Here is a 25,168-nt window from a genome sequence, read left to right as displayed (position 1 = left end):
TCTTTTATGGTGACTTTATGCCGCGCCATTACGCACCAGCGCCCCACCCTCCCGCAACAGACTGAGGATACGGTCGTGCTGGCGACGGTACTGGGTTTCCAGCATCAGCCAGGTATACGACCGGCAACTGGACTCCCGATGATGACGCAGCAATCGCAGCCCAGGAAACGCACCGCCGTGGTAGCTTTTGTCCTGATGAAAATCATCGGTAGAGACATAGCGTACCCTGTGCAGTAGCCCCAACAGTTGGCGTATGGCCTTCCGGCTCGGCGCAGCACGCGCGTACTCATCCTGCAACGCCGTCAGCTCCCCAGTAAGGCGCGACAGATCAAAGTGCGGATCCAGTTCTTGTTGCAGTTGTACCAGCTCTTGCTGCAATTGCGCCAGATAATGCGGCGCGTCAAACGGCAACTCAGGCGCAGTCAGCAATTCTTCCAGCCAGCGGAAATGAATCTCGCAGTCGCGCCACTGGATATCATCGTCCACCTTGTCGCGGGTGTCGCACTCGGTATGCCACCACCAGCCACCGCCGCTACCGGGGGACTGAGTGGTGCGGGTTTCCGGCTCCTCGCGGAAGGCGAAATGCAGCGGGATACCGCAGCCCCAGAAGGATTGATCGCCTCCTTTGCCGAGCGGAGTGATGCGCCGGGCCGGGCCGCCAGTGACGTCACGTACCGCCCGGTTGAGAAACGCAACGCTCTCCGCGCCGCTGGCGTTGACCACCACCTGCGTGGCGTCCCGGCAGCCGGGAGAATCGACGTTGATATGCGCCACGCAGCGTTGTTGCAGCTCAAAGCGATACCGATCGGCGTACCATGTGGAACCGCCATAGCGGGCGTTGGAGTGCCCCGGCCACCAGGCGATACGCAGGCCGCGTTTCAGCACCTGACGATGCGCGGCAAAATGTGCCGCCATTGCCAGACATAGCGCGTCGCCGGTGGCGTTGTCGGTCACGCCTTCGTGCCAGGAATCGTAGTGGGACGATAACAGCACGAACTCGTCATGCTCGCCGCCAATTTCTACCACTGGCAGGCTGCACTCCGCCACGTGCAGATTCAGCCTCGTGGCGATGCGCGCCGTCAGCGGCCCCTGCACCAACAGCGACTGCAGTTCGGCCCCGCTACGTTTATTGATACTGATCACCGGCAGCGTCGGGTAAAGCACCGCATCATCCGGCACCGGTGAACCCCACACCGGGCCGACCGTCTCTTCGTGCAGCGCATCTTCGTCCGAGTCCCAGATATGAATCAGCCCAGCGGCTCCTGCCTGCATCAGCCGCTGCACGTAATCTTCGAAGCCCTGAAAAGCCACTACAATGCGGCCTTTCACCGCGGCTTCCCACGCCGGCAGTTCGTCGTCCGGCACGTATTCCTGGGAACGAACATCGAAGTACAACTCGGCCTCCACCCCCTGCGGGCAGTGAGCGGAGAAAGAGCGGGTTTTGGCCGCGCAGCGCCAATTCGGATGCGTGGGTAACGACAACGCGCCGGCCAGCGGATCGCTTAGCCACAACCGGCAGCGCTCGCGCTTTGCCGTCAGGCCATGACGCTCCAACAAGCCGATTAACACATCAACACTTCGCTCCGCATCCAGTGTGCCGGAAAGGCGGTGCAACCGCTGGAACTCGTCCAGCAGTGCAGTCATCAACGCCTTGAGCTGCGGAACGTCGGGAGTCATTGCGCGCCTCGCTGAACTTTCATTTCAATGTTACCGAAATAGTGCTGCTTGAGTTTTTCCCAGGTGCCGTCGGCCATAATTTTCGCCAACCCTTGATTCAGCCGCTGTTTCAACGCCTCATCGCCTTTACGAAGGCCATACGCCGAACCGATGCTGAACAATTTATTGTCCCGCACTTCGCCCCCCACCAGTTCAAAATCTTTGCCTTCCGGCTTGCTGAGAAAACCGAAGGTCACCGCCACCGCCGGGCTGAGCGCACCGTCCAGACGTCCGGCGGTTAGATCCTGATAAATAGAATCTTGATCGGCGTAAGCCACCACATCCACGCCGTGCGACGCCCAATACTGATTAGCGTACATTTCCTGAATGGTGCCCTGCTGCACAGCGATACGTTTACCCCTCAATTTATCTACATCCGGCAGCAGGCCGCTGCCTTTGCGCGCAACCAGTTGGGTGGGAATGTGGTAAACAAAGTCGGTGAAATCAATCGCCTTGCGCCGCTTCTCAGTGGCACCCTGGGGAGAGATAAAGTCCACCTTTTTCGCCAACAGTGCCGGGATTTCCGAATCGAAACTGCCAGCGACGTACTCACATTTCGCCTGAATGGCGGCGCACACCGCGTTGGTGATGTCGATTTCAAAACCCGACGGTACACCGTGGTTGTCGCGGTACTGGAACGGCGGATAGCCCAGATCGGCGGCGACGCGCAGCGTATCCGCCGCGGCGAGAGATTGGGTACAGACCAGCACGACAGACGCCGCCAAAACAGTTTTGATTATATTCATTGAGTTATTTCCCGGTGTTGGTTTGCCATTGAGTAAATTCACTACGCATTGCCTGGAAAAAGTCTTGATCGATGCACAGATCGTAAGCGGTCAATGCCAGCGCCTTAGCCGCATTTAGCATGGCGTCAATGCCCGCTGGCGCAGCGGCGGCGACGGCGAATTCCGGCGTGTGAGGCGTAACGTCGCCGATGCGTAAATAAGGATGGATGGTGGCGGTCACCTGGCTGACGTTACCGATATCCGACGACCCTACCCCGCCTTTCTGCGGCGGCTCATTCACGTCCAGTCCCAGTTGTTCCAGATTACGGCGGAAGCCCGCCGCCAGCGTTTGATTGGTGTTGCGCTCGGCGTAGGTCAGCCCTTCTTCGATCTCCAGCCGGGCGCCACTCATGTCGGCGGCGGCCTGCGCGGCGGCAAACACCTTCTGGCGCACGGTTTGCAGTCCTTTCACCGTGGCGGCGCGCATCAGGAATTTGGCTTCGGCGTAAGCCGGCACAATATTGGTGGCTCTGCCGCCGTTGGTGATGATGCCATGCACCCGAATGTCATCGGTGAAAAACTGGCGTAGCGCGTTAACGCCGACAAAAGTATGAATTACCGCATCCAGCGCGCTGATGCCTTTTTCCGGCGCCGACGCTGCGTGGGACGCCTTGCCGTAAAATTTGAACACCGCATCCACACAGGCCAACGCCCCGCGCGTGACCATATTTTTCTCACGCGGATGGAACATCATCGCTGCGTCCACGTCGTCGAACACGCCGTGGTCAACCATGGTTATCTTGCCGCCACCCTCTTCTTCCGCCGGGGTGCCGATCACCTCCAGCCGCCCCGGCATCTCCGGATAAGCACTTTTTAGCGCCAGCGCGGCGGCAACCGATGCGGTGCCGATCAGGTTATGTCCGCAGGCATGTCCCAGCTCCGGCAGAGCATCGTATTCCGCCAACAGGGCGATGCGCGGGCCAGGTTTACCGCTGTTCCAGGTGGCGCGGAAGGCCGTCGGCAGCCCTGCTACACCGGCGGTGATATCAAAGTCAGCCTCGCGCAACGGCGCCATCAGCGCCGCCGCTGAACGCTGCTCGCCAAAGCTCAGTTCCGGCTGGGCATGGATGCGGCGCGCCAACTGACCCATCGGTTCGCGTAACGCCTCAACGGCAAAAATAATTTTATCCTTGTGCTCAGTTATAGTGCAGGACGCCATGCCTGTCTCCTCAAATAAATGCAGGTAATCTTTTTTAAATTAATATGTTAGTTAGATATAAAACTTTTCCACTATGATGAAAAGTTAAGCTTTTTTATTGATTGCCAACTGAGGCAAAAAATTATTTTATAGTTAAAGGAAAACATGAGGTTAAGCGCGATGAACGAAAAAGACTGGCTGATTGTGCACACCGTGTGGCAGCACAAGAACATCACCCGGGCGGCGGAGCAGCTATACACCTCTCAGCCGGCACTCAGCTACCGACTGCGGCAGATCGAACGCAAGCTCGGCATTCGGCTGTTTGCAGACGGTGCGCGTGGGCTGACGTTCAGCGCCCAGGGCCGCTATCTGGCACAACGGGCGGAGAGCATGCTCAACGACTACCAGCAGCTCAAGCAGACGTTACTCAATCTGGACAAACCGCAGCAGGGGGAATTGCGGATCGGCGTATCCAGCAACTATGCTGCCTACCGCCTGCCGGACAAGCTGGCGCAGTTCAACCAGCGCTACCCGGACATCAACATCCACCTGATTAGCGGTTACAGCGAAGAGATGTTCCAGCAGCTCCAGCGCGAGACCATCCATCTGGCGTTAGTGAAAGACCATTTCGGCTGGCGCGAAGGCAAGCAATTGGTCGAAGAAGACGACTATTACCTCGTCAGCCATCAGCCACTGGATCTGACGCGGCTGCCGCACCTGCCGCAAATCCGCATCAACCACGGCCCGCACATATCCCAACTGATCGAGCGCTGGTGGAACGCCAACTACACCCGGCTGCCCAACGTGGCGATGACAGTGGACAAGCTGGAAGTGTGCCTGGCGATGGTGACACGCGGACTGGGCTATGCCATCGTTTCCAGCTATCTGGCCTTCGATGAACGTCTGTTCCGGGTCCCCATCGCCATCGACGGCCTGCCGGTGAAAAACCGCACCTGGCTGCTGTACCGCCACACCAGCACCGACGCCTCGGTGATTCTGCCGTTCGTGGGATTATTCGGATGAAGTGAAAACATCAAAGAAACAACAGGAACACGTTCGAGCCCCAGAACGGAGCGCCTGGGCAAAATTATCCGCAGCTGTTACAGAACGCATGTGATACTGATTTTGCTGAGTGTTGGTACTGGACCTGTGGGCCCACCGTCCAGTGGACGTACTCAATACCGCGTTTCAGTTCGTCAGCCGTATCTTCACGCATCTTGCCATGATCGTCGCTGATAAGCGCGACGGTTTTCTTTTCATTGGCTTCCGGCAACGGCTTACAACGATAAAAATCGGTGCGCGTCTGGCCGGCGGCAGATTACGTCAGGCTGGCAGAGCCGCTTTGGCTGCAGCAATAACATCTCTCAATCTGACGAATCGCCTCGTCAATGGAGGGGACACTGCCAGCAGCAGCCTGACGCATTCCACCGTTAATCAAATAAGTAACGGTCTTCATCAGGCACACTCTTAACTAATCTGATGCAAGGCGTCGCCCACCGCGTCAAACAGACGATCCAGTTCAGCGGGTTCGCTGTTGAACATTGGCCCAAATTGCAAAGTGTCACCGCCAAAACGGACGTAGAAGCCTGCTTTCCACAGTGCCATGCCCGCATCAAAGGGGCGAACAGTCGCGTCGCCATCGCGACTGGCAAGCTGAATGGCGCCCACCAGACCACAGTTGCGAATATCAACCACATTCGGGCAGTTACGTAGTGCGTGCAGAGCGGTTTCAAAATGCTGCGCCAGTTCCGCGGAGCGGGCGATCAGTTGCTCTTTTTCCAGCAGGTCAAGAGTGGCAAGGCCCGCCGCGCACGCCACCGGATGAGCGGAGTAGGTGTAGCCGTGGCCGAACTCCACCGCGTGTTCCGGCAACGGCTGTGACATGAAAGCATCATAGATTTCGCTGCTGGCCACCACGCCGCCCAGCGGAATGGCACCATTGGTTATCTGCTTGGCGAAGTTGAGGATATCTGGCGTAACGCCAAAATACTCCGCCCCGCTCCAACTTCCCATACGCCCGAACCCGGTAATGACTTCATCGAAAATCAGCAAAATATCGTGCCGGGTGCAAATTTCCCGCAGTCGTTGCAGGTAGCCCTGCGGCGGAATAATCGCGCCGGCGGAACCTGACAGCGGCTCAACGATCACGGCGGCGATGTTGCTGGCATCGTGCAGTTCAATCAGCTTCAGAAGCTCATCCGCCAGCGCCGGGCCGCCGGTGGCCGCCATCCCTTTGGTGAATGCCATACCCGATTGCAGCGTATGCGGCAGGTGATCGACGTCCAGCAGAGGGCCGAACATCTTGCGATTGCCGCCGATGCCACCAAGACTGGTCCCCGCCATGTTAACGCCGTGATAGCCCCTGGCGCGGCCGATCAGTTTTGTCCTGGCGGGTTGCCCTTTAGCGCGCCAGTAGGCACGAGCCATTTTGATGGCAGTATCGGCGGATTCGGAGCCAGAGCCGGTAAAAAAAACGTGGTTCAGGTTGCCTGGCATCAGGCTGGCGATTTTATCCGCCAGTTGAAACGACAGCGGGTGGCCATACTGGAAGCCCGGGGAATAGTCGAGCGTACCCAGCTGTTTGGCCACAGCTTGCTGGATTTCACTGCGAGTATGACCGGCGCCGCAGGTCCAGAGCCCCGACAGACTGTCATAAATCTGGCGCCCATTAGCGTCTTGCAGCCAGCGTCCCTTCGCGGCCACGATAAAACGTGGATCACGGTGAAAGTTACGGTTGGCGCTAAACGGCATCCAGTGTGATTTCAGATTCAGCGATGCGATGTTGATGGCTTCGGACATAACGGATCTCTTCCTGCAAAGTGTTAGAAGAGTTTGCAATCAAGCAAAAGATAAGTTAAATCCAAATTACGAGACATTTAGTTAAGGTTTTTTTTACCTATGAAAACAAAATCGCTCGGACAGGTGACCGATTTCGATCTGAAGCTGCTGCGGATTTTTAAAACGGTGGTGGAATGCGGGAGTTTTTCCGGCGCCGAAAGCCTGCTGGGTATTACCCGTTCAGCCATCAGTATGCACATGAGCGATTTAGAAAAACGGCTGGGTATGCGGCTATGTCAGCGCGGCCGGGCAGGCTTTTCCCTTACTGACGAAGGGCGCGAGATACTGCGTATCAGCGACACCATGATGGCCGCTATTGAGGCGTTCCGTCAGCAGGTGAACCAGATGCACCGGCACCTGCGTGGCGAGTTTAACATCGGCATCATCAACAATCTGGTGACCCAGCCGATGATGCGCATTACCAATGCGCTGGATATGCTACGCGCGAAGGGGCCGGACGTGCGCATCAACCTGAGCATGTGCACGGCGGCGGATATCGAACGCGGCCTGATGGACGGGCGATTGCATGTGGGGGCACTGCCGTTAACGTCGCCGATATCCGCCCTGGATTACAAGCATCTTTATGATGAAAAATCAAATCTTTACTGTAGCGATAAACACCCTCTGTTCCACTGTGGAAAGGTATCCGACACTGCGCAACTCAGCCGTCTTGACGCGGTAGTACCGAGCTACCGGATGACGGCAGAAAGCATTGGCATTCACCAGTTGTTGTCATGCTCGGCGACGGCTTCCGATCGCGAAGGCGTCGCGTTTTTGATCCTGACGGGTCGCTTTGTGGGCTTTCTGCCGGATCACTATGCAGCACACTGGGTAGAAAAGGGAATAATGCGCGCCATTGAACCCGACAGACTGAGTTTTTCGACCAAAATCGCCCTCGCGACGCGTAAGGGGTCAAGACCAAATTCCATTCTTGAACTGTTTCTTCATTCCCTTTCCTGAGCACAAACTCCCCCTTGTTTAAGCAGATCAATGACATCGTCTATATGATGTTGCGCCATCGTATCGATAATAAAACCGGGCAAACCTGCACCACATCGTCATCCGGGAGTGCGGATCGCGCGCCCTGTAGGACGAGAAGCTCAGCCCATCTGGCGGTACTGAAAACAGAGAGTTTCAGTCAGCTTGCTGGAGTATACTCCGCCGACACCGCTACCACCGCGGCTCATACTGGCTGCATAAACAATGTCACCATTCCTCTTCTCACACGATCACATTTGTCCAGTTTTTTTACTGATAAATTATGTTACGTTATAACATTGCAATTTATAATTTAGTATTGGTGTATGAAACTTAAGCCTTCTTTGATAGCTCTCGCAGTAGCAGTAAATACTTCGCCTCTGGCCTGTGCAGCAGATGAAACCATCGTCGTCACCGGCAGTGACGTATCCGACTATTCCGCCGAATCCGACTCGGCACGTCTTTCATCCGGTTCAGCCTCACGTCTCGGTCTGACCGATAAGCAAACGCCACGCCATACTGAAACCATCAGCGCCAGAACCATTACGGCTAAGGGCAAACGCACGCTCACCGAAGTCGTTGAGAACGCCCCAGGCATGTCCGGCACCAGCTCACCTACGCTCTCAAACAGCGTTTCACTGCGCGGCTTCTCCGGCGTTTCCTGGCTGCTAAACGGCGTGGCTGTACCCGGTAGCACCATTCAAATCGCCGACCCGGTTCATTATGAAAACGTGGACATCCTGTATGGCACTGGATCCGTTTTAAATGGTCTGAGTTCTGCCGGTGGCAGCGTCAACCTGATATCACGTAGAGCAACCTTTGGTCGACAGCCAGTGGAAGCTGACTATAGCTGGTCAAGCTATAACAGCCATCGCGCCCACATCGGCGCGGGCGGTACGCTTGTTGAGGGTATAGCTGCTGGCCGCATGGATGTAAGCGCATCAAATACCGGCACTCAGGTTGATAAAGAGCGCAGTCGCCCGAAGCGCATCAGCGCACAGCTCCTGCTAACGCCGACCGATAACACACAGGTCACTTTTGACATCGATCGTAGCTTAACGGATATGCGCAATCCCTATTTCGGGACGCCTGTCATCAACGGCAACGTTGATCGCGACTTGCGCCATGTAAACTACAACAACATTCAGGATGCGCATATCCGCAGCCAGGCAACCTCATTCCAGTCAACCCAGTCCTGGTATGCAACGCCTGATGTAACCTTTGATAACCAGTTCTATTATTACAAAGGTTTCCGCGAATGGCAGAACGTTGAACGCTATTACCCGTCAAACAAAGCGGGCTATGTTACCCGTGATTCTTATGGCGATCTTGCTCATGATGACAAGCTGACGGGCAACCGTACTATGGTCACCTGGGATCACCCGATTGCATCATTCGCCAACCGCGTGACTGCGGGTGTCGATTTTTCAAAACGCGAATTCCAGTACTATTCTAACGGCTTCCCGGGCGGCGAAGATGTTCTGCTGACCAACCCCGCCTCCAATGACTTTCGCACTGGTGCGGGTGGCAAGATGCGCTCACCTGTTCGTCACATCACTCAGAACCAGTATGCCTTGCTGCTGGAAGACAATCTGAATATCACTGATGCTGTCGCCCTGTTAAGCCAGTTGCGCTATACCAACCTGGATATGCACTGGAATTACCAGCAGGACAATAAAACCATCAATCGTAGCTATAGCTTTATGAGCGTTGGTATTGGGCCGAGCTGGGCCATTAACGAAAACTGGACGGTGTATGCCAACTATTCCACAGGTAAAGAGCCCGGCAGCGATATCTTCTTTATCAGCCCTGAACAAACGTCCCTGCCACTTACAGAAGTTCAGCAATATGAAGCCGGTGTAAAAGGGACATTCGACCACGGCGAAATGAAGCTGGCCGTTTACGATCTCCAGAAAAAAAATCTTTATCAGCAATCGGCTGTCCAGGCCGGTGTATGGAATGCGGTTGGCAAGCAGACTTCGCGCGGCATTGAGTTCAGCGGATTGATTAAACCGCTGGATAGCGTCACGCTGGCGGGTAATGTGGCTTATACCCATGCGCGCTTTGACAATTTCAAACAAGGTACGCAGGACCTTTCCGGTAATCAGCCGCGCTATATCCCGGAGTGGACGGCTAACCTTTCTGGCCGTTATATGCCGATTAGCAAACTGGGGCTGGGCGCGCAGCTCCACTATGTTGGCAGTAGCTATAACGATGATGCCAACAAAAACAAAATGGGCGATTACACGACTGTCGACCTGAACGCCGATTATGAAGTGATTAAGGACGTTACCGTAGGCACCCGCGTGCGTAACCTGACGGATCGCTTCTACACCTGGCAGCGTACTTATACAGGGCAAGAAATGATTGCGCCAGGTCGAACTTACGAAGCCTATGTCAACATGCGCTTCTGATGAAACGCCTGGCCTCCCTCGCATTGCTGGCGACCTTCGCCAGCTTTGCGCATCCCGTTACGTTGCAGAATTGCGGAAGATCCTGGACGTTTGAGCATGTACCACAGCGGGCAATCGTCTATATGCCGACCGCAATGGAAAACATGCTCGCATTACGTCTGGGAGATTCCGTGATCAGTGCTGTCGGTTATCGGCCAGATGAAGATACCGCGCCCTCCCCCTGGTATAAACCGCTAAAAGCACGTCTCGACAGTTCGCCCTGGTCGGGAGAGTCCTTGCTGAGTTCCCGGCCAGATTTTATCTATTCTGGCAGCTACTACTGGTTTAACAGCCCGGAGACCGCCGGTCGTGAAAGGATGGCTGAATGGGGAATTGGAAGCTGGCTCATTGAAGGGATGTGCAATGGCCTGCAAAGTGGGCCTCCTGCGCCTGTAACCTTCGACAGCATCTACGACGAGTTGCGTAATATTGCGCGCATATATGGCGTGGAGCCGCGCGCAGAGGCGCTTATCAATGAACTGAAGCAACAGGTCGCGGCTGACAGCCGCATAAAACTGCCACGCAGAACGCTCATGTGGTGGTATTCCGGTACGGCAACACCTTATGTGGCGGGCGGTTATGGCGCTTCTGAGCTGTTAACCAAAACCATCGGCAGTAAAAATATCTTTGATAACAGTGCTGAACTGTGGCCCGCCATGAGCTGGGAGGTCATTGCCGAACGGGACCCTGACTACCTGATCCTGGGCGATCTGCAAAGGGGGGGAGATGGCGACAGCGCCCGGAGCAAAATCGATTTTCTTGAACGTAATCCCCTCACCGCAGGCATGAAGGCGGTTAAAGCAAAACGTTACATCATTTTACCTGGCTATGACATGGACGCATCTGCGCGTTCAGTTCTGGCCCTTCACCGACTAGTCACACAAATACACGCTAAGGAACAACATGACCTTTCCAGCCCGCGAATTACTGAAAAACTGGGACGAACAACAAAGCGCCTACATCGCTCACCGTGAAGAACGCTATAACGCCGCGCTGGATGTTCTGGCAATGCTATATGGCGAAGAATTCCATGTGGTGGATCTGGCCTGTGGTCCAGGCTCATTCAGCATGCGTCTTCTGAATCGCTTTCCGGCGATAAGAGTAACGGCTATTGACCTCGACCCGCTTCTGCTTACGCTGGCCAAAGAAGCCTTATCTGAATACAGTGACCGTATTCAGTTCTTCAGCGGCGATATTGCAACAGCGGATTGCTTTGCCGCCATGACCGACAAACCGCAGGCCGTTGTTTCCAGCACGGCCATCCACTGGCTGCTGCCGGAACAGCAGGTCGCGCTTTATCGCAACATCTTTAACCTGCTGGATGAACATGGCTTATTCATGAACGCCGATCATCAGCGATTTGATAATCGCAATCCATGCCAGAAACGGATTGCCCAGCTTCATGACGAAGATACGCAGAAAAAAGCCTGGACAGCGGGAGTGCAGGACTGGGATAGCTGGTTTGCATCGGCCACCCGTCATCATGAGCTGGCTGATTTGATGGACGCGCGCACCGCTATCTTTAAAGACCGCCCGACACCACTGCCCACCACGGTCGAATTCCAGCTCGCCGCCCTGCGCCAGGCGGGTTTTAGCGAAACGGGTACTCTCTGGCAATTCCTGGATGATTATGTGATCGCTGGCTGGAAATAATCATGCTGCGTTCTCCTGTTTTTCGCCTCTCCATGCTGTTTCCGGCCCTGATGCTGGCGTTTTGCATTGCCATTATGTATGGCCCGGTGACTTTTTCCATGAAGGACGTGGCAAATGCCATACTGGCAGGCTACTGGCATAGCGATACAGCGGGAACGCTTCATCAGCGGATCGTATGGTCTCTGCGTATGCCGCGCACCCTGCTTGCTGCGCTGGCGGGCGCCGCATTAGCGCTGGCCGGAACGGTGCTCCAGTCGTTGACACGTAATCCTCTTGCCGACCCCTGGGTGTTGGGGATCTCATCCGGCGCAGGGTTTGGCGCGGTACTGGTCATTGCGCTTGGTCTCAGTGCGGGCTGGGCCGCTGTACCTGCCGGAGCGTTCTGCGGCGCGATGCTGGCTTTCGCACTGGTGCTTTTCATGGCGCGGAAATCGCTATCCGGCCAGTCCAGCCGTTTTATCCTGACCGGCGTCGCCGTGACACAGCTTCTCTCCGCCGCCACATCATTAACCACGCTCTGGAAAACGGATGCAGACACCACGCGAGGGGTGATGTTCTGGCTGCTGGGAAGCTTTGCACAGGCATCCTGGCTTCAGGTACTGCTTTGCGCACTGGTGCTGTTGCCGATATTTCTGCTCTGCTGGTGGCGGGCAATAGAGCTGGATGTGCTCACGTTTGGCAATGTGGCGGCAGCGTCGCTTGGTGTGGACGTTGGCGCAATCAGGCTCGCCCTGTATTGTTTATTGACCTTATTGACTGCGGTCATTGTGGCATGTTGCGGAGCAATAGGTTTTATTGGGCTGACCGTGCCTCATATCGCCCGCATATTCATTGGTCATCGCCATCGTTCGCTGCTGCCGGCATCCATGCTGTGCGGCGCGACTTTTACCGTTCTGGCTGATACGCTTGCCCGAACGCTGTTTGCGCCCCGTGAACTCCCCGTCGGCATCCTGACGGCGATGCTCGGGGTTCCGGTATTTCTGTTCCTGATTTCACGGACTTCCCGATAAAAGGCGGCTCCGGATGGTACTGACCGATTGCTGACAGAGTGTGTATTCTGAAATTGCGCGACGGGGCTACGCAAAATCTATAACGCGGTAATATTGTTCATATTGCAGGCCGGGCCAGGCGTTAGCCGCGACCCCGTAGAAATACGAACACCATATCTAAGCCAGATTTGTCATCGGCCTCAAAACGGTTAACCGTTTCATTCTGCGACTCAAGTTATTCAGGACATAGCAACAAAGAACAAACCGCTTCTTTATTATATATAACGCATTATTAGTAGCGTTTCCCGTAACAATGATTGTGCCTATCAATATCGGATTAAATTAATAAAATTCCACACATTTTCATCTTGCAGATCTAACTCAATGGTATTAATCCCTCCATTTAACATTCTCACAAGGGGATTCCAACAGTTTATTTTTAAAGATAAACAAACAAGCTTCGTTAAAATTAGTCAGTCCCAGACGTTCATAAAGCTCAATCCGTTTTCGATAAAGACTTTTCACCGAAGTATTGAGTTCAGCCGCAATTTCACCCATGGTCATTCCTGCATTGAGTCGCTGCAAAATAATTTTCTCCTGCACATTCAGGCGCAGACTCTGTAGCCCCTCTTTGGTCAGGCGTTTACTTCTTAACTTAAGAAAGAGCGTAAAAAGGGCCGCTATATCGGTATCAGTAGACATCGATGACATGTTCAATAAAAAACTCAGGCTGAGTAGATTTTCTTCCCGGTGACGCATATCAAGGACGATGCAGCTAATGCGTTTTCTGGTCAAAGCGGCATCCAGTATAAGATGTTCATAAAAATGTAGCGGCGCGCGGCTATCGATAAGAGCAGAATACTCGTCAGCATCGCCGAAAAATAGCGTTGTGTTAATCGAATATAACTGGATGATATCAGGATAAAAGACCTTAACACCTTGAAAAAGATAGTAGTCCTGAGTAATCAACAACATCTTCGTTGCCACAAACCATCCTTTAACATTAAAGCAACAAAATTCCTCCAGGTGAAGGGTATCTCCGCCTTATGGAGCATTGACTATAACGATAAACAGTCCCCTGTTATCATAATTTATCTATTTCTCGTCGATAACGCGTCAAGCCTTGCCAGACTTCAGAATTTTCAATTACCGAATCAATAACAATTATAAATAAAAAATCACTCACAAAAAAGAAGCTTTTTAGCCATTAAGAATTTTTGTCAAAAATTCTCTTAAACATTGAGAGAAAACGCCTCACTTAACTACAGTAATGACCTATAGAAAACACTGAAAAAAAATTTCAGCCAATTTTATCTTTTTTATTTCAGTGGGTTAAGGACATCAGATAAAACTTATTCCTGCTAACAACTGCTAAACACCAGATTTATCTTAAAACATATTCTTGATTATTTTTCAGCAAAGATATCAGGTGTACATTAATCTTCAGCCACCTTGACTTTATTACTTTGGAATAAAGCATCAAACGCAACGCAATAGGCAAGTTGAAAAATCTCACACTCATACTTAATCTTCGGGTTAAAAGCTTAATGTACTGCGAATGGATTCTTGATAGAGATATGGAAAATAGTTATGGAGCGATTTCCTGTTTTCAATAAGCAATTCTTTCATCACAGCAATCAATTATCGCTGGCAATGAGTCTATTATTGCTATTACCTGGTGTGGTCCATGCCACTCAATCGGTATACGACCTGCAGATTCAGCAAGCGCGCAACGGCAACTATGCCCCTTTTCTGGATTCTCTTCGACAATATCAACGACTGCACGCGTTAAACCCGCAGCAAGTCGCAGACTGGCTGCAGGTCGCCCTGTGGGCCGGGCGTGATGACGAGGTCATTCGTGTCTGGCAACGATATCAGGTTTATATGCCCCTGCCCGCTCGTGGTATCGCCGCGGCAGCGCAAGCGTATCGCAACCTGCATCACTGGCCTCTCTCTCTGGATCTGTGGGACCGGGCCATTAGCCTCGCTCCCGGTACTGACGACTACCGCATTGGCCGAATAAAGACGCTGGCCGACGCACGCAAGGATACGCAAGCGCTAGATGAGGCTCGCCAGCTGGTTGCCGCACAGCCCACCGTCGCACACCTGCAAACGCTCTCTTATGTTTACCTGCGCCAGGGAAAAAGCTGGGATCGGCTACTTAGCGATACCCGCGCGCTCAATACCGCGCCGGAGAACAAAGAGGCGCTGAATAACCTGATTAACTCCCTCACTCTCAACAGAATTGATAGCCCCGCTTTGGCATTATCAAAACAAAGTGACCTCTCGCCCGCCGCCCGTCGGGCTCTGGAAATTAACGCGGCGGCAGAACGGGTGCGCCTTGCCGATACCCGTTCTCGCGGGGAAAAGGAACGATTTTTCCTCGCCCGCCAGGCGCTTGAAAACTATGACCGTATTTTTAGCCGCTGGCGTAACGATCCACAGGCCGCCGCCGATCTCACCCGTGCGCGTATTGATCGACTTGGCGCGCTCTACGCCCACGGCGACTACACGCAAGCGATCGCGGAATATGAATCCCTGACAGCGGAACAAGTCCGCATTCCCGACTGGGCAATCGGTTGGGTTATCTCCTCTTTCCTTGCGGAAAAAAAAGTCGATGTCGCGCTATCTGTCGCCCGGCAGCACCCTGAAACGCTGGCGTTGCCGCAGGACGAGGGGCATGAAATTTTCTTCGCTCTGCTGGATAGCGGCCGTTATAAAGCCGCTCATCAATATGTCGAACGATTGAGCAAAAGCTCGCCCTATCACATCTATGCCCTCGGCTCCACGGTGCCCGAACCAAACGATCGCTGGCTGGAGGCGCAGTCGCTCAATTTTCAGTATTTGTTGGCGACCAATGCGTTACCGCAAGCGCAGACATTGGCGCAGCGTCTGGCGGCAACGGCTCCGGGAAATCAGAAGTTGCGGATCGATTACGCCATGCTGCTGCAAGCGCGTGGATTGCCAGGGGCCGCCGAGCAAGAACTCAAAACGGCTGAAGCGCTGGAACCGTCGAATATCGATCTTGAACGCCAGCAAGCATACGTTGCGATGGATCTTCAGCAGTGGCGGCAAATGGATTTGTTAACCGACGATGTTATGGCCCGTACCCCAGGAGACCTCAGTTCGCAACGTCTGGCCAGAGTGCGCCAGGTACACCATATGTCAGAACTGCGGATCAACGCGACGAAGGGGATACACGCCAATAGCCCGGTGAGCGGCAGCCGCGATCTCAACTGGGATACCGCTATTTATGGCCCGCCGCTGGCCGACAACTGGCGGTTATTCGCAGGTACTCGCTTTGCGCAAAGCAATTTTACCGAGGGTAAAGGCAGCAGCCGCAACCTGTTCGGCGGTATCGAATGGCGCCGGCGTGACTACCGGGGCGAACTGGAAGTGTCGAATAACCATTTTCACGGCACCAATAAACCGGGCTTACGTCTCTCAGCCTGGCATCGCCTGAACGACAACTGGCAGACAGGCGGTGAAATCGAACGGCTTTCCAGCACAACTCCGCTACGCGCATTACGCAATGGAGTGCATTCAAACCGTGGCGAAGTATGGGTGCGCTGGTATCAGAATGAGCAGCGCGAATATCGTCTGAGCGCCGCCGCAAGCGACTTTTCAGATAACAACCGCCGTCAGGAATATCTCCTCTCTGGTAAAGAGCAATTGTGGCAAACCCCAACGCTGACGCTCGATCTTGAGCCCGGGCTCTCCTTCAGCGCCAACAGCCGCTCTGACACCATGTACTACAACCCGAAACGGGATCTTTCCGCCGCCGCCGCGCTGACGGCTAACCATGTGATATATCAGCGCTACGAGACCGTCTGGAGCCAACAAATGGCCGTTGGCGGCGGCAGCTACTGGCAGAAAAACCACGCTCCAGGCGCGATTGCTTTGCTCGGCTATGGACAACGCATTCGTTTAAACAGCGTCATCGATGCCGGCGTGATGTTGAACTGGGATAAACGCCCCTACGACGGTAAACGTGAAAGTAATCTTTCCGTTTCCTTTGATACGAATTTACGGTTTTAAGGATAAACATGCTGAGCAAAAGTATCCGCATCAGCCTGATAGTTATCGGCTGGCTATGGGTTATCTCCGGTCCGTATGCGCAAAGCATCACGTTCCTCGCGCCAAAAGAGAGACCGCAGCTGGAGATGAACAAGCCGTGGCCTAAGAATAAGTTTCTGGTTCTGGCTTACCATGATGTTGAAGATGGCCCCGCCGACCAGCGCTATCTGGCAGTGCGCACTAGCGCGCTTAACGACCAAATAAGCTGGCTACTGCATAACGGCTATCATGCGGTCAGCGTCCAGGATATTCTGGATGCCCACAATGGCCTTAACACTCTGCCAGAAAAAGCTTTTTTACTCAGCTTCGATGACGGCTATAGCAGTTTTTACACGCGCGTCTGGCCGCTACTCAAAGCATGGAACGTACCCGCACTCTGGGCGCCGGTAGGCAGTTGGGTGGATACGCCGCTCCAGCAGCAGGTTGATTTTGGCGGCCTGATGACGCCACGAGAACGCTTTGCTACCTGGGACATGGTGCAAGAGCTCAGCCGTTCTCCGCTGGTTGAAATAGGCGTTCATACCTGGGCATCCCATTACGGAATTCTGGCTAATCCACAGGGCAGCCATGAACCCGCTATCGCTAATCGCCGGTATGACAAGGACTCTGGCCGCTACGAAAGCGATCGGCAGTTTTCCCGGCGCGTTAGCCAGGACGTGAGCAAAATAACCGAAAAAATAAAACAGGTCACCGGTAAAACGCCGCGAGCCTGGGTCTGGCCCTATGGCGCAGCCAGCGGCACCACGCTCGCTATCGCCAAAAGCCAGGGTTATCAGTTGGCCTTTACCCTTAATGATGGGCTGGCTGACGTTCGGGATCTGGAGGATATTCCACGTTTGCTTATTTCGGGAAATCCCTCGATCAAAGCCTTTTCTAACTCCGTTACGCAGATTCAGGAATCAAGCCCGGTGCGGGTTGTCCATGTCGATCTCGATTATGTGTATGACAAGAACCCTGTTCAGCAAACAAAAAATATCGACCGGCTGATTCAGCGTATTTTCGATATGAAAATAAATTATGTTTTTTTGCAGGCGTTTTCCGATCCCCTGGGTGACGGCAACATAAAATCGCTCTACTTTCCGAACCGCTGGTTACCGATGAGGGCCGATCTGTTTAACTTTGTCGCCTGGCAGCTTCGAAGCCGCGCCGGGGTAAAAGTCTATGCCTGGATGCCGGTTCTCTCTTTCGATTTAGACCCGTCCCTTCCCCGGGTACAGCGCCAGGAACCGCAAACCGGCCGTTCACAGAAATCCGTCAGCCCCTATATCCGGCTATCGCCCTGGGATGCGCGGGTACGCAAACAGATCGTTGATATCTACGAGGATCTTGCCCGTTACGCCAGCTTCGACGGCATATTATTTCATGATGACGCCGTCCTCACGGACTTCGAAGATGCCGGCCCGGCTGCCATGACCGCATGGCATGAAGCGGGTTTCACGGGGGATATCGACACCATTCGCAACAATGCAAGCCAGCTTCATGCCTGGAGCCGTTTTAAAAGTCAGGCGTTAATTCAATTTACCCAAACGCTAAGTTCAGCGGTTAAAAGCGTACGCGGCCCGCAGGTTAAAACAGCGCGCAATATTTTTGCCATGCCAATCCTCGAACCGGAGAGCGAAACCTGGTTTGCGCAAAATCTTGATGATTTCCTCGCGACCTACGACTGGACGGTTCCCATGGCCATGCCGTTGATGGAGTCAGTCCCGTCAAGCGAGAGCGACGCCTGGTTGAGCAGACTGGTTCACGCCGTAGCAAGTCGGCCTGCGGCGCTGGATAAAACAATTTTTGAGCTACAGGCCAGAGACTGGAACCGCCAGCAACAAAACGGCATATCCGATAAGCAGTTAGGAGAATGGATGCGCCAGCTTCAGCTTAACGGCGTAAAAAATTACGGCTACTACCCGGATGACTTCATTAACAACCAACCTGATATTTCGCGCATCAGGCCTGAATTCTCATCGTACTGGTATCCTGCAAATGACTGATCGAATTATCGCATTCTCTCTTTTATGCCTGGTATTCGGGCTGCCGTTAAGCATGGCCGCCATCTTTACCGGCGAACTGATTCTGGATTTCGTTTTCTTCTGGCCGCTGTTTATGTCGATCCTGTGGATAACCGGCGGGCTCTATTTTTGGTTCCAACTGGAACGACACTGGCCATGGGGAAAAGAGACGCCGCCGCCGGTACTTGATGGCAACCCATTGATCTCTATTTTAATCCCCTGCTTCAATGAGGAAAAAAACGCCAGAGAGACCATCAGCGCGGCGCTGGCCCAGCGTTATTCAAATATTGAAGTTATCGCTATCAACGACGGCTCTTCAGACAATACCGCTCAGGTTCTTAACCAGATGGCAAAAGAATCCGCTCAGTTGCGGATTATTCATCTGGCCGAAAATCAGGGTAAAGCGGTTGCCCTTAAAGCGGGCGCTGCCGCCGCGCGCGGCGATCTGCTGGTTTGCATCGACGGCGATGCCCTGCTCGATCGCGATACGGCGGCTTATCTGGTCGCGCCGCTTATTCAGTATCCACATGTGGGCGCGGTAACCGGCAACCCGCGAATCCGCACGCGATCAACGCTAATTGGCCGTATTCAGGTCGGCGAGTTTTCATCCATTATCGGGCTGATTAAACGCACTCAGCGCATCTACGGTCGGGTCTTTACGGTCTCCGGGGTTATCGCCGCATTTCGCCGTCAGGCGCTGGCGGATGTGGGCTACTGGAGCCCGGACATGATAACCGAAGATATTGATATCAGCTGGAAGCTACAACTCGGGCACTGGGCGATCTTTTTTGAGCCCAGGGCGCTGTGTTGGATACTGATGCCGGAGACGCTAAAGGGGCTATGGAAGCAACGTCTGCGCTGGGCGCAAGGAGGTGCCGAGGTCTTTCTGGTCAATCTTCGTCGGCTATTTCACTGGGAGCACCACCGTATGTGGCCGCTGCTGCTGGAGTACGCGTTCTCGACGCTGTGGGCGTTCGCCTATGGGATCACGATTGTTCTGTTTATCGCCAGCCATATTATCCCTCTCCCGGCCAATCTCACCGTGCGCAGCCTGTTTCCGCCGGAATTTACCGGCCTGTTGCTGGGCGTAATGTGTCTGCTGCAGTTTATCGCCAGCCTCTATATTGAGCGGCGCTATGAAAAAAAGGTCGCCAGCTCGCTGTTTTGGGTTATCTGGTTCCCGATGGTGTACTGGATGATTGGTCTGTTCACCACGCTGGTCGCCTTCCCCAAAGTCATGCTGAAACATAAACGTTCCCGGGCTCGCTGGGTCAGCCCGGATCGAGGAAAAGGAAGAACCTGATGAACGAAAAAACGCTAATCTTAACTGAAGACCGCTTATTACCCCGGCTTTTCGATGGCGCGTTAACCCTTCTCGCCTGGGCCGGTTTCCTGTTCTTCCTGTATGCGAATGTGCTCATGCAGATAACAGCACACAGCAGTCATCGCTGGGAAATCATCGTTGCCTCTTTTAATACCGTGCTGGTATATCTGCTGATTGCGGCAATCAACGCCTGGCTGCTTATTCTGTGGTACCAGTATAACCGTCGGCGCATTAACGCATGGCGACATGGTCGTCTGTCATCGCTGCGCCACGACGAGCTTGCCGAAAGCTTTGATGTTGCACCACAAATCATCTCGGAGATGAGCCAATATAATTTACTGACGGTTTATCATGATCAGATTGGCAGAATTATCGATCTGAAAATTAGCCAGTCAGCGGAAAAGGCGTATTGACGCCAGGCGGTATAACCTGCGAGGGCGTTATCAACCGCCCGCTTTCTTAATTGCCGCATCCAGCGAGGCCTTGTCCGCCAGCCCCGGGAACACGGTAATCGTCGCTTCCGTCGCATCGGTGGTCGGCATCACGATAACCCCAGGCGTACCGCTTAAGCCGATATCCTGCGCCAGATGGTTAATCTCCTCCAGCACGGGCTCGACATCCGTGGCTTTCTTCGCATCGAAATTCACTTTCTTAGCCTGCTGCTGAATATCGGCAGCCGTCAGCTTGCCTTCATTATGCCCGGTCGCGTAAATCCCGTTATGGAACGTCAGATAAGCTTCAGCCCCCTTCTGCTGATAAATCTGCAGCCCCATTTTCGCTGCGTCCAGCGAAGTGGCCCAGCGGCTGCCAAAAATAGGCCACTCTTTAAAGGCAAAACGGACGTGTGGATTCTCTTTAATCACCTGCGCCATTACCGGCGCCAGGCGGCTACAGTAAACACATTGATAATCAAAAAATTCGATTACCGTCACTTTGCCGTCTTCAGGGCCATAGGTCGGTGTATTTTTATCCAGGGTCAGCTCAGCGGCGTTCTTTAGTACGGCCTGAGTGGCTGCGCTGGCCTGCTGCTCTTCCTGAATTTGTTGCAGCTTCTGGCTGGCCTGCAGCAGCACCTCCGGATGCGCGACTAAATAGTCCGCCGCGATTTTGCCAATACGGGCTTCCTGCTCGGGCGTAAAGGTCGGGGCAGGGGCATCAGCGGCGTTTGCCAGCGCGGGAAACAGCGTGGCGCCAATCAAGGTGAGTGTCAGTAAATGCTTATAGCCGGGCATGTAGGAAATCCTTGCGATAGGTGAACGGCAGGTGGGCCTCTGCCAACAAAATATCATCCTTTGCCCGCGGATCATTGCCGGACGGCACAATGATTCGTAACGATATTTTTCAATAACTGAAGACGTTCTCTCTTGGTCTGGTAGTCAACAGAGGTAAACGGGAGTACGCTTCGTCCCCTGTTTTTCCCTGTAGGGTCTCTTTTTTAGCTGCATGAGTTGAGTATGAACGCGTTTTTCAGTCAGTGGGACGTAACCATTATTTTGCTGCAAATTATCGCTATTGATCTGTTATTGGGCGGCGATAACGCCGTCGTGATCGCAATGGCCTGTCGTAAACTTCCCGCGCACCAACGAACCAAAGCCATTCTTCTCGGCACCGTCGGCGCCATAGTGGCCCGCGTAGTGCTGCTGGCCATCGCAATCTATTTGCTCTCATTGCCGTGGCTAAAAGTGGTCGGCGCGCTGATGTTGTTATGGATCGGTATCAAGCTGGCCACCAGGCAGGAAGAAGAGAGCGAAATCAACAGTTCCAGTAACCTGTGGCGCACGGTGCTTACCATCACCGTCGCCGATGTTATTATGTCGCTGGATAACGTACTGGCGGTTGCGGCTGCCGGAAAAGGCCATCTGGTGCTGGTCGCATTGGGCGTATTAATCAGCATTCCCATTATCGTCGCGGGCAGTAAACTGGTGCTGGCAAGTCTCAACCGCTTTCCCTCCCTGGTGATGCTGGGAGGAGCGTTGATCGGCTGGATTGCCGGTTCAATGATGATGACCGATGTCACCATCGTCCATCTGTTTCCCCACGCCCCCGACAGCCTGCCGCTGCAAGGTGGGGCCGTCGGTGCAGCGCTGGTGTTGCTGGAGAGCATGCGCAAAAACCGCAGCGCATCTGTCAAATAGCGTTGTCAGTACTCTGTCGCCGTCAATCCCGACGGCGTCAAGTTTCCCCCCACTTTTCCCCCACATCCGTCCTCATTTGCCCTACGCTTATTACAGACACCTGATCCAGGGATCTGTAACCGTAACCTTGCGCATAAATGAGATAACATCATGGAATTAAAGGATTATTATGCCATTTTAGGGGTTAAGCCAACGGACGATCTGAAAACCATCAAGACCGCCTATCGCCGTCTGGCACGTAAATATCACCCCGATGTCAGCAAAGAAACCGATGCCGAAACCAAATTCAAAGATCTCGCCGAAGCCTGGGAAGTCCTCAAAGACGATCAGCGGCGCGCTGAATACGACCAGCTCTGGCAGCATCGTAACGATCCGCAATTTGGTCGTCAGCAGCAGCATGCCCACGAGCAGAGCTACAGCCAGCAGGATTTCGACGACATCTTCTCCTCCATGTTCGGTCAACAGGAACACCGCAGCCGCCGCCAGCACAGCGCGCGGGGACATGATTTAGAGATTGAAGTTGCGGTCTTCCTTGAAGAGACGCTAACCGAACAGACGCGCACTATCAGCTATAACCTGCCGGTTTATAACGTCTTTGGCATGGTAGAAAGCGAAACGCCGAAAACGCTGAACGTCAAAATACCTGCCGGGGTCGTTGATGGTCAGCGCATCCGCCTGAAAGGCCAGGGCACCCCCGGGCAGAATGGCGGCCCGAACGGCGACCTGTGGCTGGTGATTCACATCGCCCCGCATCCGCTGTTTGATATCGTCGGCCATAACCTTGAAATCGTCCTGCCGCTGGCCCCATGGGAAGCCGCGCTGGGGGCCAAAGTCACCATTCCGACGCTGAAAGAGAGCATCCTGCTGACCATTCCGCCTGGCAGCCAGGCCGGGCAGCGCCTGCGAGTGAAGGGTAAAGGACTGGCAAGCAAAACCACCACCGGCGATCTGTATGCGGTCATTAAAATCGTGATGCCGCCAAAACCGAATGAAAAGAGCCGCGCGCTCTGGCAACAACTGGCGGATGAACACGCCAGCTTCGAGCCACGTAAGACATGGGGGAAAGCCTGATGGCTAAGATAACAGTGACGTTCACCATTACCGAATTTTGTCTCCATACCGGCGTTTCCGAAGAGGATCTTAACGAAATCGTCGGTCTTGGTATGATTGAGCCCCGCCAGCCGCAGCGGGAAAACTGGCTGTTTGATGATAGCGCGATCGCTATCGTTCACCGTGCCTTGCGCTTACGCAAAGAGCTGGAGCTGGACTGGCCGGGTATCGCCGTGGCCCTGACGCTAATGGACGAGAACGCGCGCCTTAGCCGCGAAAACCGCATCCTGCAACATCGACTGGCGCGTTTTCTGACGCACAGTTAAGTCCCTCTCTCCCGCGGAGAGAGGGACCAGGCGACGTTCCCGGTATTCTGTCAACCAGACGCCTTTCTTATTTCCCGGCTTGTGCTATGCCAGGCCGGGTTACATAAACATTCAGCCAGTAACAATCCCAGCAAACCGTCTTTTTACCCGTCTTACGCTATTCTGAACTGGAAACAGAATGCCGTTCTCCCCTCCTTAACCTATTTTCGAATGCTTATGGCGACCTGATTAGTCACCACTATTGACTGTTCCGTTTCGCCTCCCGCTTCCGGTACCCGGCGATATTTATCCAACAGGTGAATCTGAATACGTCTCAGCATATCGCCATTCAGTTTGTAGTAGCGAAAATAGAGGAATAGCGTCAGGGCAAAAAAGAGCGTTGGCAGCGCAATCATAATCGCCTGCATCCCCAACAGCGTTTGTGCCGATTGAGCGACATTCGGTACATAACCAATGACGCCCAGGACGATAGCGATAAACCAGGCCGCAAACGCCGCCCCCGCTTTCACCACCAGGGTCTGAACTGAGTAAGCGATACTCTCACAGCGGATATTCATCGTATATTCGCCGTAGTCAACGGTATCAGCCACCATAATGACTTGCAGCACCCAGAACAGTGCAGTGCCAATATTCAGCAACACGCCAGCCAGCGAAATCAGCGCGATGTTATATATCCCCCCTATTGCCATCAGAAGCAGCACGCCGCAACCCAGTACCGGCATTATTGATGCGCCTGCCCAAAGAATGCGCCGTGACAATCCTTTCACCAGCTTTGGAAAAAACAGTAACGTCAACAGGTTCGCCGCCCCAGCGTAGGACATGTAATAAGGGAACATCTCCGCGCTACCAATAACGTAAGTGAAGTAGTAAATGGCGAAGCCAGAGATAATATTCGCTGCCGTGTTATAGGCCAATGCCATCCCCAGCAGGCAAGCAAGTTGATCGTTCCGATAGATAAGCCCCACCATCTGCCGCAGCGAAAGATGGCTGGAATCCTCGCTAACACCGCTATCAGAGGAATAAACTTCATGTACATTACGCAAAGTCACGATGGTTGAAACGATAAAAAACGCAATCAACACCAGTGTGAACATCTGGAAACCAAAACCGCGATCGGCGCCACCGACGGCGCTGACAAACGGCAGCGTTATCCCTGCGGTGACAAACCCCGCCAGGCTGGCAAAAAAGCGCGGATAGGGTACCAATAACTCACGCTCGCGTTTATCAAGAGTAATTGTCGGCACCAGCGACCAGAACGGTACATCCATGATGGTATAGGTGAATCCCCATAGCAGATAAGTCACCCATACCCACGCTAATAGCGCACCACCGGAAAAGTGATGCGCACTGAACAACATGTACAGCACGATCGAGTTGGTAAGAGTTCCAATCAGTATCCATGGTTTGAATTTTCCCCATCGCGATCGCGTACAATTTACTATCCATCCCATGATTGGATCGGCTATCGCATCAAGGATCCTTGCCACCAGAAACAGTGTGCCGACCACCCCGACCGACAGTCCAACGATATCGGTGTAGTAATACATCAGATACATATAAACGATACCGATAGCGAAATCTTTACCAAAGGCACCAAATCCGTAGCTGAGCTTTGTTGTCATTGAAATACTCATAGGGCACAGATCGCTGTCACCAGCGCCTCCTTCAGGTGTTTGATAGAGCATTACGGGTGCCGCCTGGCC

At 53.8% G+C, this 25,168-nt stretch carries 21 protein-coding genes; 14 read left to right on the top strand and 7 right to left on the bottom strand.

Going from position 1 to position 25,168, the window contains the following annotated elements; all coding sequences use genetic code 11:
- Positions 1-15: 15 nt before the first annotated feature.
- From FE839_RS01530 to FE839_RS01520, 3 genes are read right to left on the bottom strand one after another with little or no spacing between them, the layout of a single operon-like run.
- A complete protein-coding gene (locus FE839_RS01530) occupies positions 16-1,677 on the bottom strand; it encodes a M28 family metallopeptidase (protein WP_138358442.1) in 1,662 nt (553 codons plus the stop codon).
- On the bottom strand, positions 1,674-2,462 hold the full coding sequence (locus tag FE839_RS01525; RefSeq protein WP_138358440.1) for a transporter substrate-binding domain-containing protein: 789 nt from the start codon (positions 2,460-2,462) through the stop codon (positions 1,674-1,676). The genes FE839_RS01530 and FE839_RS01525 overlap by 4 nt, the downstream gene beginning before the upstream one ends.
- A gap of 4 nt (positions 2,463-2,466) precedes the next feature.
- Positions 2,467-3,660, bottom strand: a complete 1,194-nt coding sequence (locus tag FE839_RS01520) for a M20 family metallopeptidase (protein ID WP_138358438.1) — start codon at positions 3,658-3,660, stop codon at positions 2,467-2,469.
- Between the two features lie 159 nt (positions 3,661-3,819).
- Between FE839_RS01520 and FE839_RS01515 the strand changes: the two genes are divergently transcribed.
- Both FE839_RS01515 and FE839_RS01510 read left to right on the top strand, forming a co-directional pair.
- On the top strand, positions 3,820-4,662 hold the full coding sequence (locus FE839_RS01515) for a LysR family transcriptional regulator (RefSeq protein ID WP_138358436.1): 843 nt from the start codon (positions 3,820-3,822) through the stop codon (positions 4,660-4,662).
- 142 nt (positions 4,663-4,804) lie between these two features.
- Complete coding sequence (locus FE839_RS01510; protein WP_171034795.1) at positions 4,805-5,110, top strand: hypothetical protein; 306 nt, start codon at positions 4,805-4,807, stop codon at positions 5,108-5,110.
- Here FE839_RS01510 and aptA read toward each other — a convergent pair.
- Positions 5,107-6,438: an omega-aminotransferase AptA gene (aptA, locus tag FE839_RS01505; RefSeq protein WP_138358432.1), complete on the bottom strand. Its 1,332-nt coding sequence runs from the start codon at positions 6,436-6,438 to the stop codon at positions 5,107-5,109. The genes FE839_RS01510 and aptA overlap by 4 nt on opposite strands.
- Before the next feature lie 99 nt (positions 6,439-6,537).
- On the opposite strand from aptA, the gene FE839_RS01500 reads away from it, so the two are divergent.
- The 5 genes from FE839_RS01500 to FE839_RS01475 all read left to right on the top strand — a co-directional run bounded on the left by FE839_RS01500 (position 6,538) and on the right by FE839_RS01475 (position 12,571).
- Positions 6,538-7,437 (top strand): LysR family transcriptional regulator, encoded by a 900-nt coding sequence (locus FE839_RS01500; RefSeq protein WP_138358430.1) that lies wholly within the window; start codon positions 6,538-6,540, stop codon positions 7,435-7,437.
- 362 nt (positions 7,438-7,799) lie between these two features.
- Positions 7,800-9,869 carry a TonB-dependent siderophore receptor gene (locus FE839_RS01490; protein WP_241675602.1) on the top strand — a complete coding sequence of 690 codons (2,070 nt, stop codon included), beginning with the start codon at positions 7,800-7,802 and terminating at the stop codon, positions 9,867-9,869.
- Positions 9,869-10,882, top strand: a complete 1,014-nt coding sequence (locus tag FE839_RS01485) for an ABC transporter substrate-binding protein (protein ID WP_012131807.1) — start codon at positions 9,869-9,871, stop codon at positions 10,880-10,882. The genes FE839_RS01490 and FE839_RS01485 overlap by 1 nt, the downstream gene beginning before the upstream one ends.
- Positions 10,812-11,561 carry a class I SAM-dependent methyltransferase gene (locus tag FE839_RS01480; RefSeq protein WP_110494087.1) on the top strand — a complete coding sequence of 250 codons (750 nt, stop codon included), beginning with the start codon at positions 10,812-10,814 and terminating at the stop codon, positions 11,559-11,561. The genes FE839_RS01485 and FE839_RS01480 overlap by 71 nt, the downstream gene beginning before the upstream one ends.
- A gap of 32 nt (positions 11,562-11,593) precedes the next feature.
- Positions 11,594-12,571, top strand: coding sequence for a FecCD family ABC transporter permease (locus FE839_RS01475; RefSeq protein WP_171034804.1), 978 nt, complete (start codon positions 11,594-11,596; stop codon positions 12,569-12,571).
- 369 nt (positions 12,572-12,940) lie between these two features.
- Here the strand turns inward: FE839_RS01475 and FE839_RS01470 are convergent, their stop codons facing one another.
- Positions 12,941-13,525, bottom strand: a complete 585-nt coding sequence (locus FE839_RS01470; RefSeq protein ID WP_138358651.1) for a helix-turn-helix transcriptional regulator — start codon at positions 13,523-13,525, stop codon at positions 12,941-12,943.
- Between the two features lie 615 nt (positions 13,526-14,140).
- On the opposite strand from FE839_RS01470, the gene pgaA reads away from it, so the two are divergent.
- From pgaA to pgaD, 4 genes are read left to right on the top strand one after another with little or no spacing between them, the layout of a single operon-like run.
- Positions 14,141-16,588 (top strand): poly-beta-1,6 N-acetyl-D-glucosamine export porin PgaA, encoded by a 2,448-nt coding sequence (gene pgaA, locus FE839_RS01465; protein ID WP_138358422.1) that lies wholly within the window; start codon positions 14,141-14,143, stop codon positions 16,586-16,588.
- Between the two features lie 8 nt (positions 16,589-16,596).
- Positions 16,597-18,612: a poly-beta-1,6-N-acetyl-D-glucosamine N-deacetylase PgaB gene (pgaB, locus tag FE839_RS01460; protein WP_138358420.1), complete on the top strand. Its 2,016-nt coding sequence runs from the start codon at positions 16,597-16,599 to the stop codon at positions 18,610-18,612.
- Positions 18,605-19,933 carry a poly-beta-1,6-N-acetyl-D-glucosamine synthase gene (pgaC, locus tag FE839_RS01455; protein ID WP_138358418.1) on the top strand — a complete coding sequence of 443 codons (1,329 nt, stop codon included), beginning with the start codon at positions 18,605-18,607 and terminating at the stop codon, positions 19,931-19,933. Before pgaB ends, pgaC begins: the two co-directional genes overlap by 8 nt.
- Entirely contained in the window at positions 19,933-20,367 is a 435-nt protein-coding gene (pgaD, locus tag FE839_RS01450; RefSeq protein ID WP_138358416.1) for a poly-beta-1,6-N-acetyl-D-glucosamine biosynthesis protein PgaD, read from the top strand. Before pgaC ends, pgaD begins: the two co-directional genes overlap by 1 nt.
- A gap of 30 nt (positions 20,368-20,397) precedes the next feature.
- Here pgaD and FE839_RS01445 read toward each other — a convergent pair whose 3' ends face one another.
- Positions 20,398-21,186: a DsbA family protein gene (locus FE839_RS01445; RefSeq protein ID WP_138358414.1), complete on the bottom strand. Its 789-nt coding sequence runs from the start codon at positions 21,184-21,186 to the stop codon at positions 20,398-20,400.
- 222 nt (positions 21,187-21,408) lie between these two features.
- Between FE839_RS01445 and FE839_RS01440 the strand changes: the two genes are divergently transcribed.
- From FE839_RS01440 to cbpM, 3 genes are all read left to right on the top strand, one after another.
- Entirely contained in the window at positions 21,409-22,089 is a 681-nt protein-coding gene (locus tag FE839_RS01440; RefSeq protein ID WP_138358412.1) for a TerC family protein, read from the top strand.
- Between the two features lie 150 nt (positions 22,090-22,239).
- Positions 22,240-23,160: a curved DNA-binding protein gene (gene cbpA, locus FE839_RS01435; protein ID WP_138358410.1), complete on the top strand. Its 921-nt coding sequence runs from the start codon at positions 22,240-22,242 to the stop codon at positions 23,158-23,160.
- On the top strand, positions 23,160-23,465 hold the full coding sequence (gene cbpM / locus FE839_RS01430) for a chaperone modulator CbpM (protein WP_138358408.1): 306 nt from the start codon (positions 23,160-23,162) through the stop codon (positions 23,463-23,465). The genes cbpA and cbpM overlap by 1 nt, the downstream gene beginning before the upstream one ends.
- Before the next feature lie 200 nt (positions 23,466-23,665).
- On the opposite strand, the gene melB is transcribed toward cbpM, so the two are convergent.
- Positions 23,666-25,099 carry a melibiose:sodium transporter MelB gene (melB, locus tag FE839_RS01425; RefSeq protein ID WP_138358649.1) on the bottom strand — a complete coding sequence of 478 codons (1,434 nt, stop codon included), beginning with the start codon at positions 25,097-25,099 and terminating at the stop codon, positions 23,666-23,668.
- Positions 25,100-25,168 lie beyond the last annotated feature (69 nt).

The sequence above is a fragment of the Klebsiella indica genome (genome assembly GCF_005860775.1).
Classification (GTDB): domain Bacteria; phylum Pseudomonadota; class Gammaproteobacteria; order Enterobacterales; family Enterobacteriaceae; genus Klebsiella; species Klebsiella indica.
Note: the sequence above shows the minus strand (reverse complement) of the source record. Positions and strands in the feature narration are given on the sequence as shown.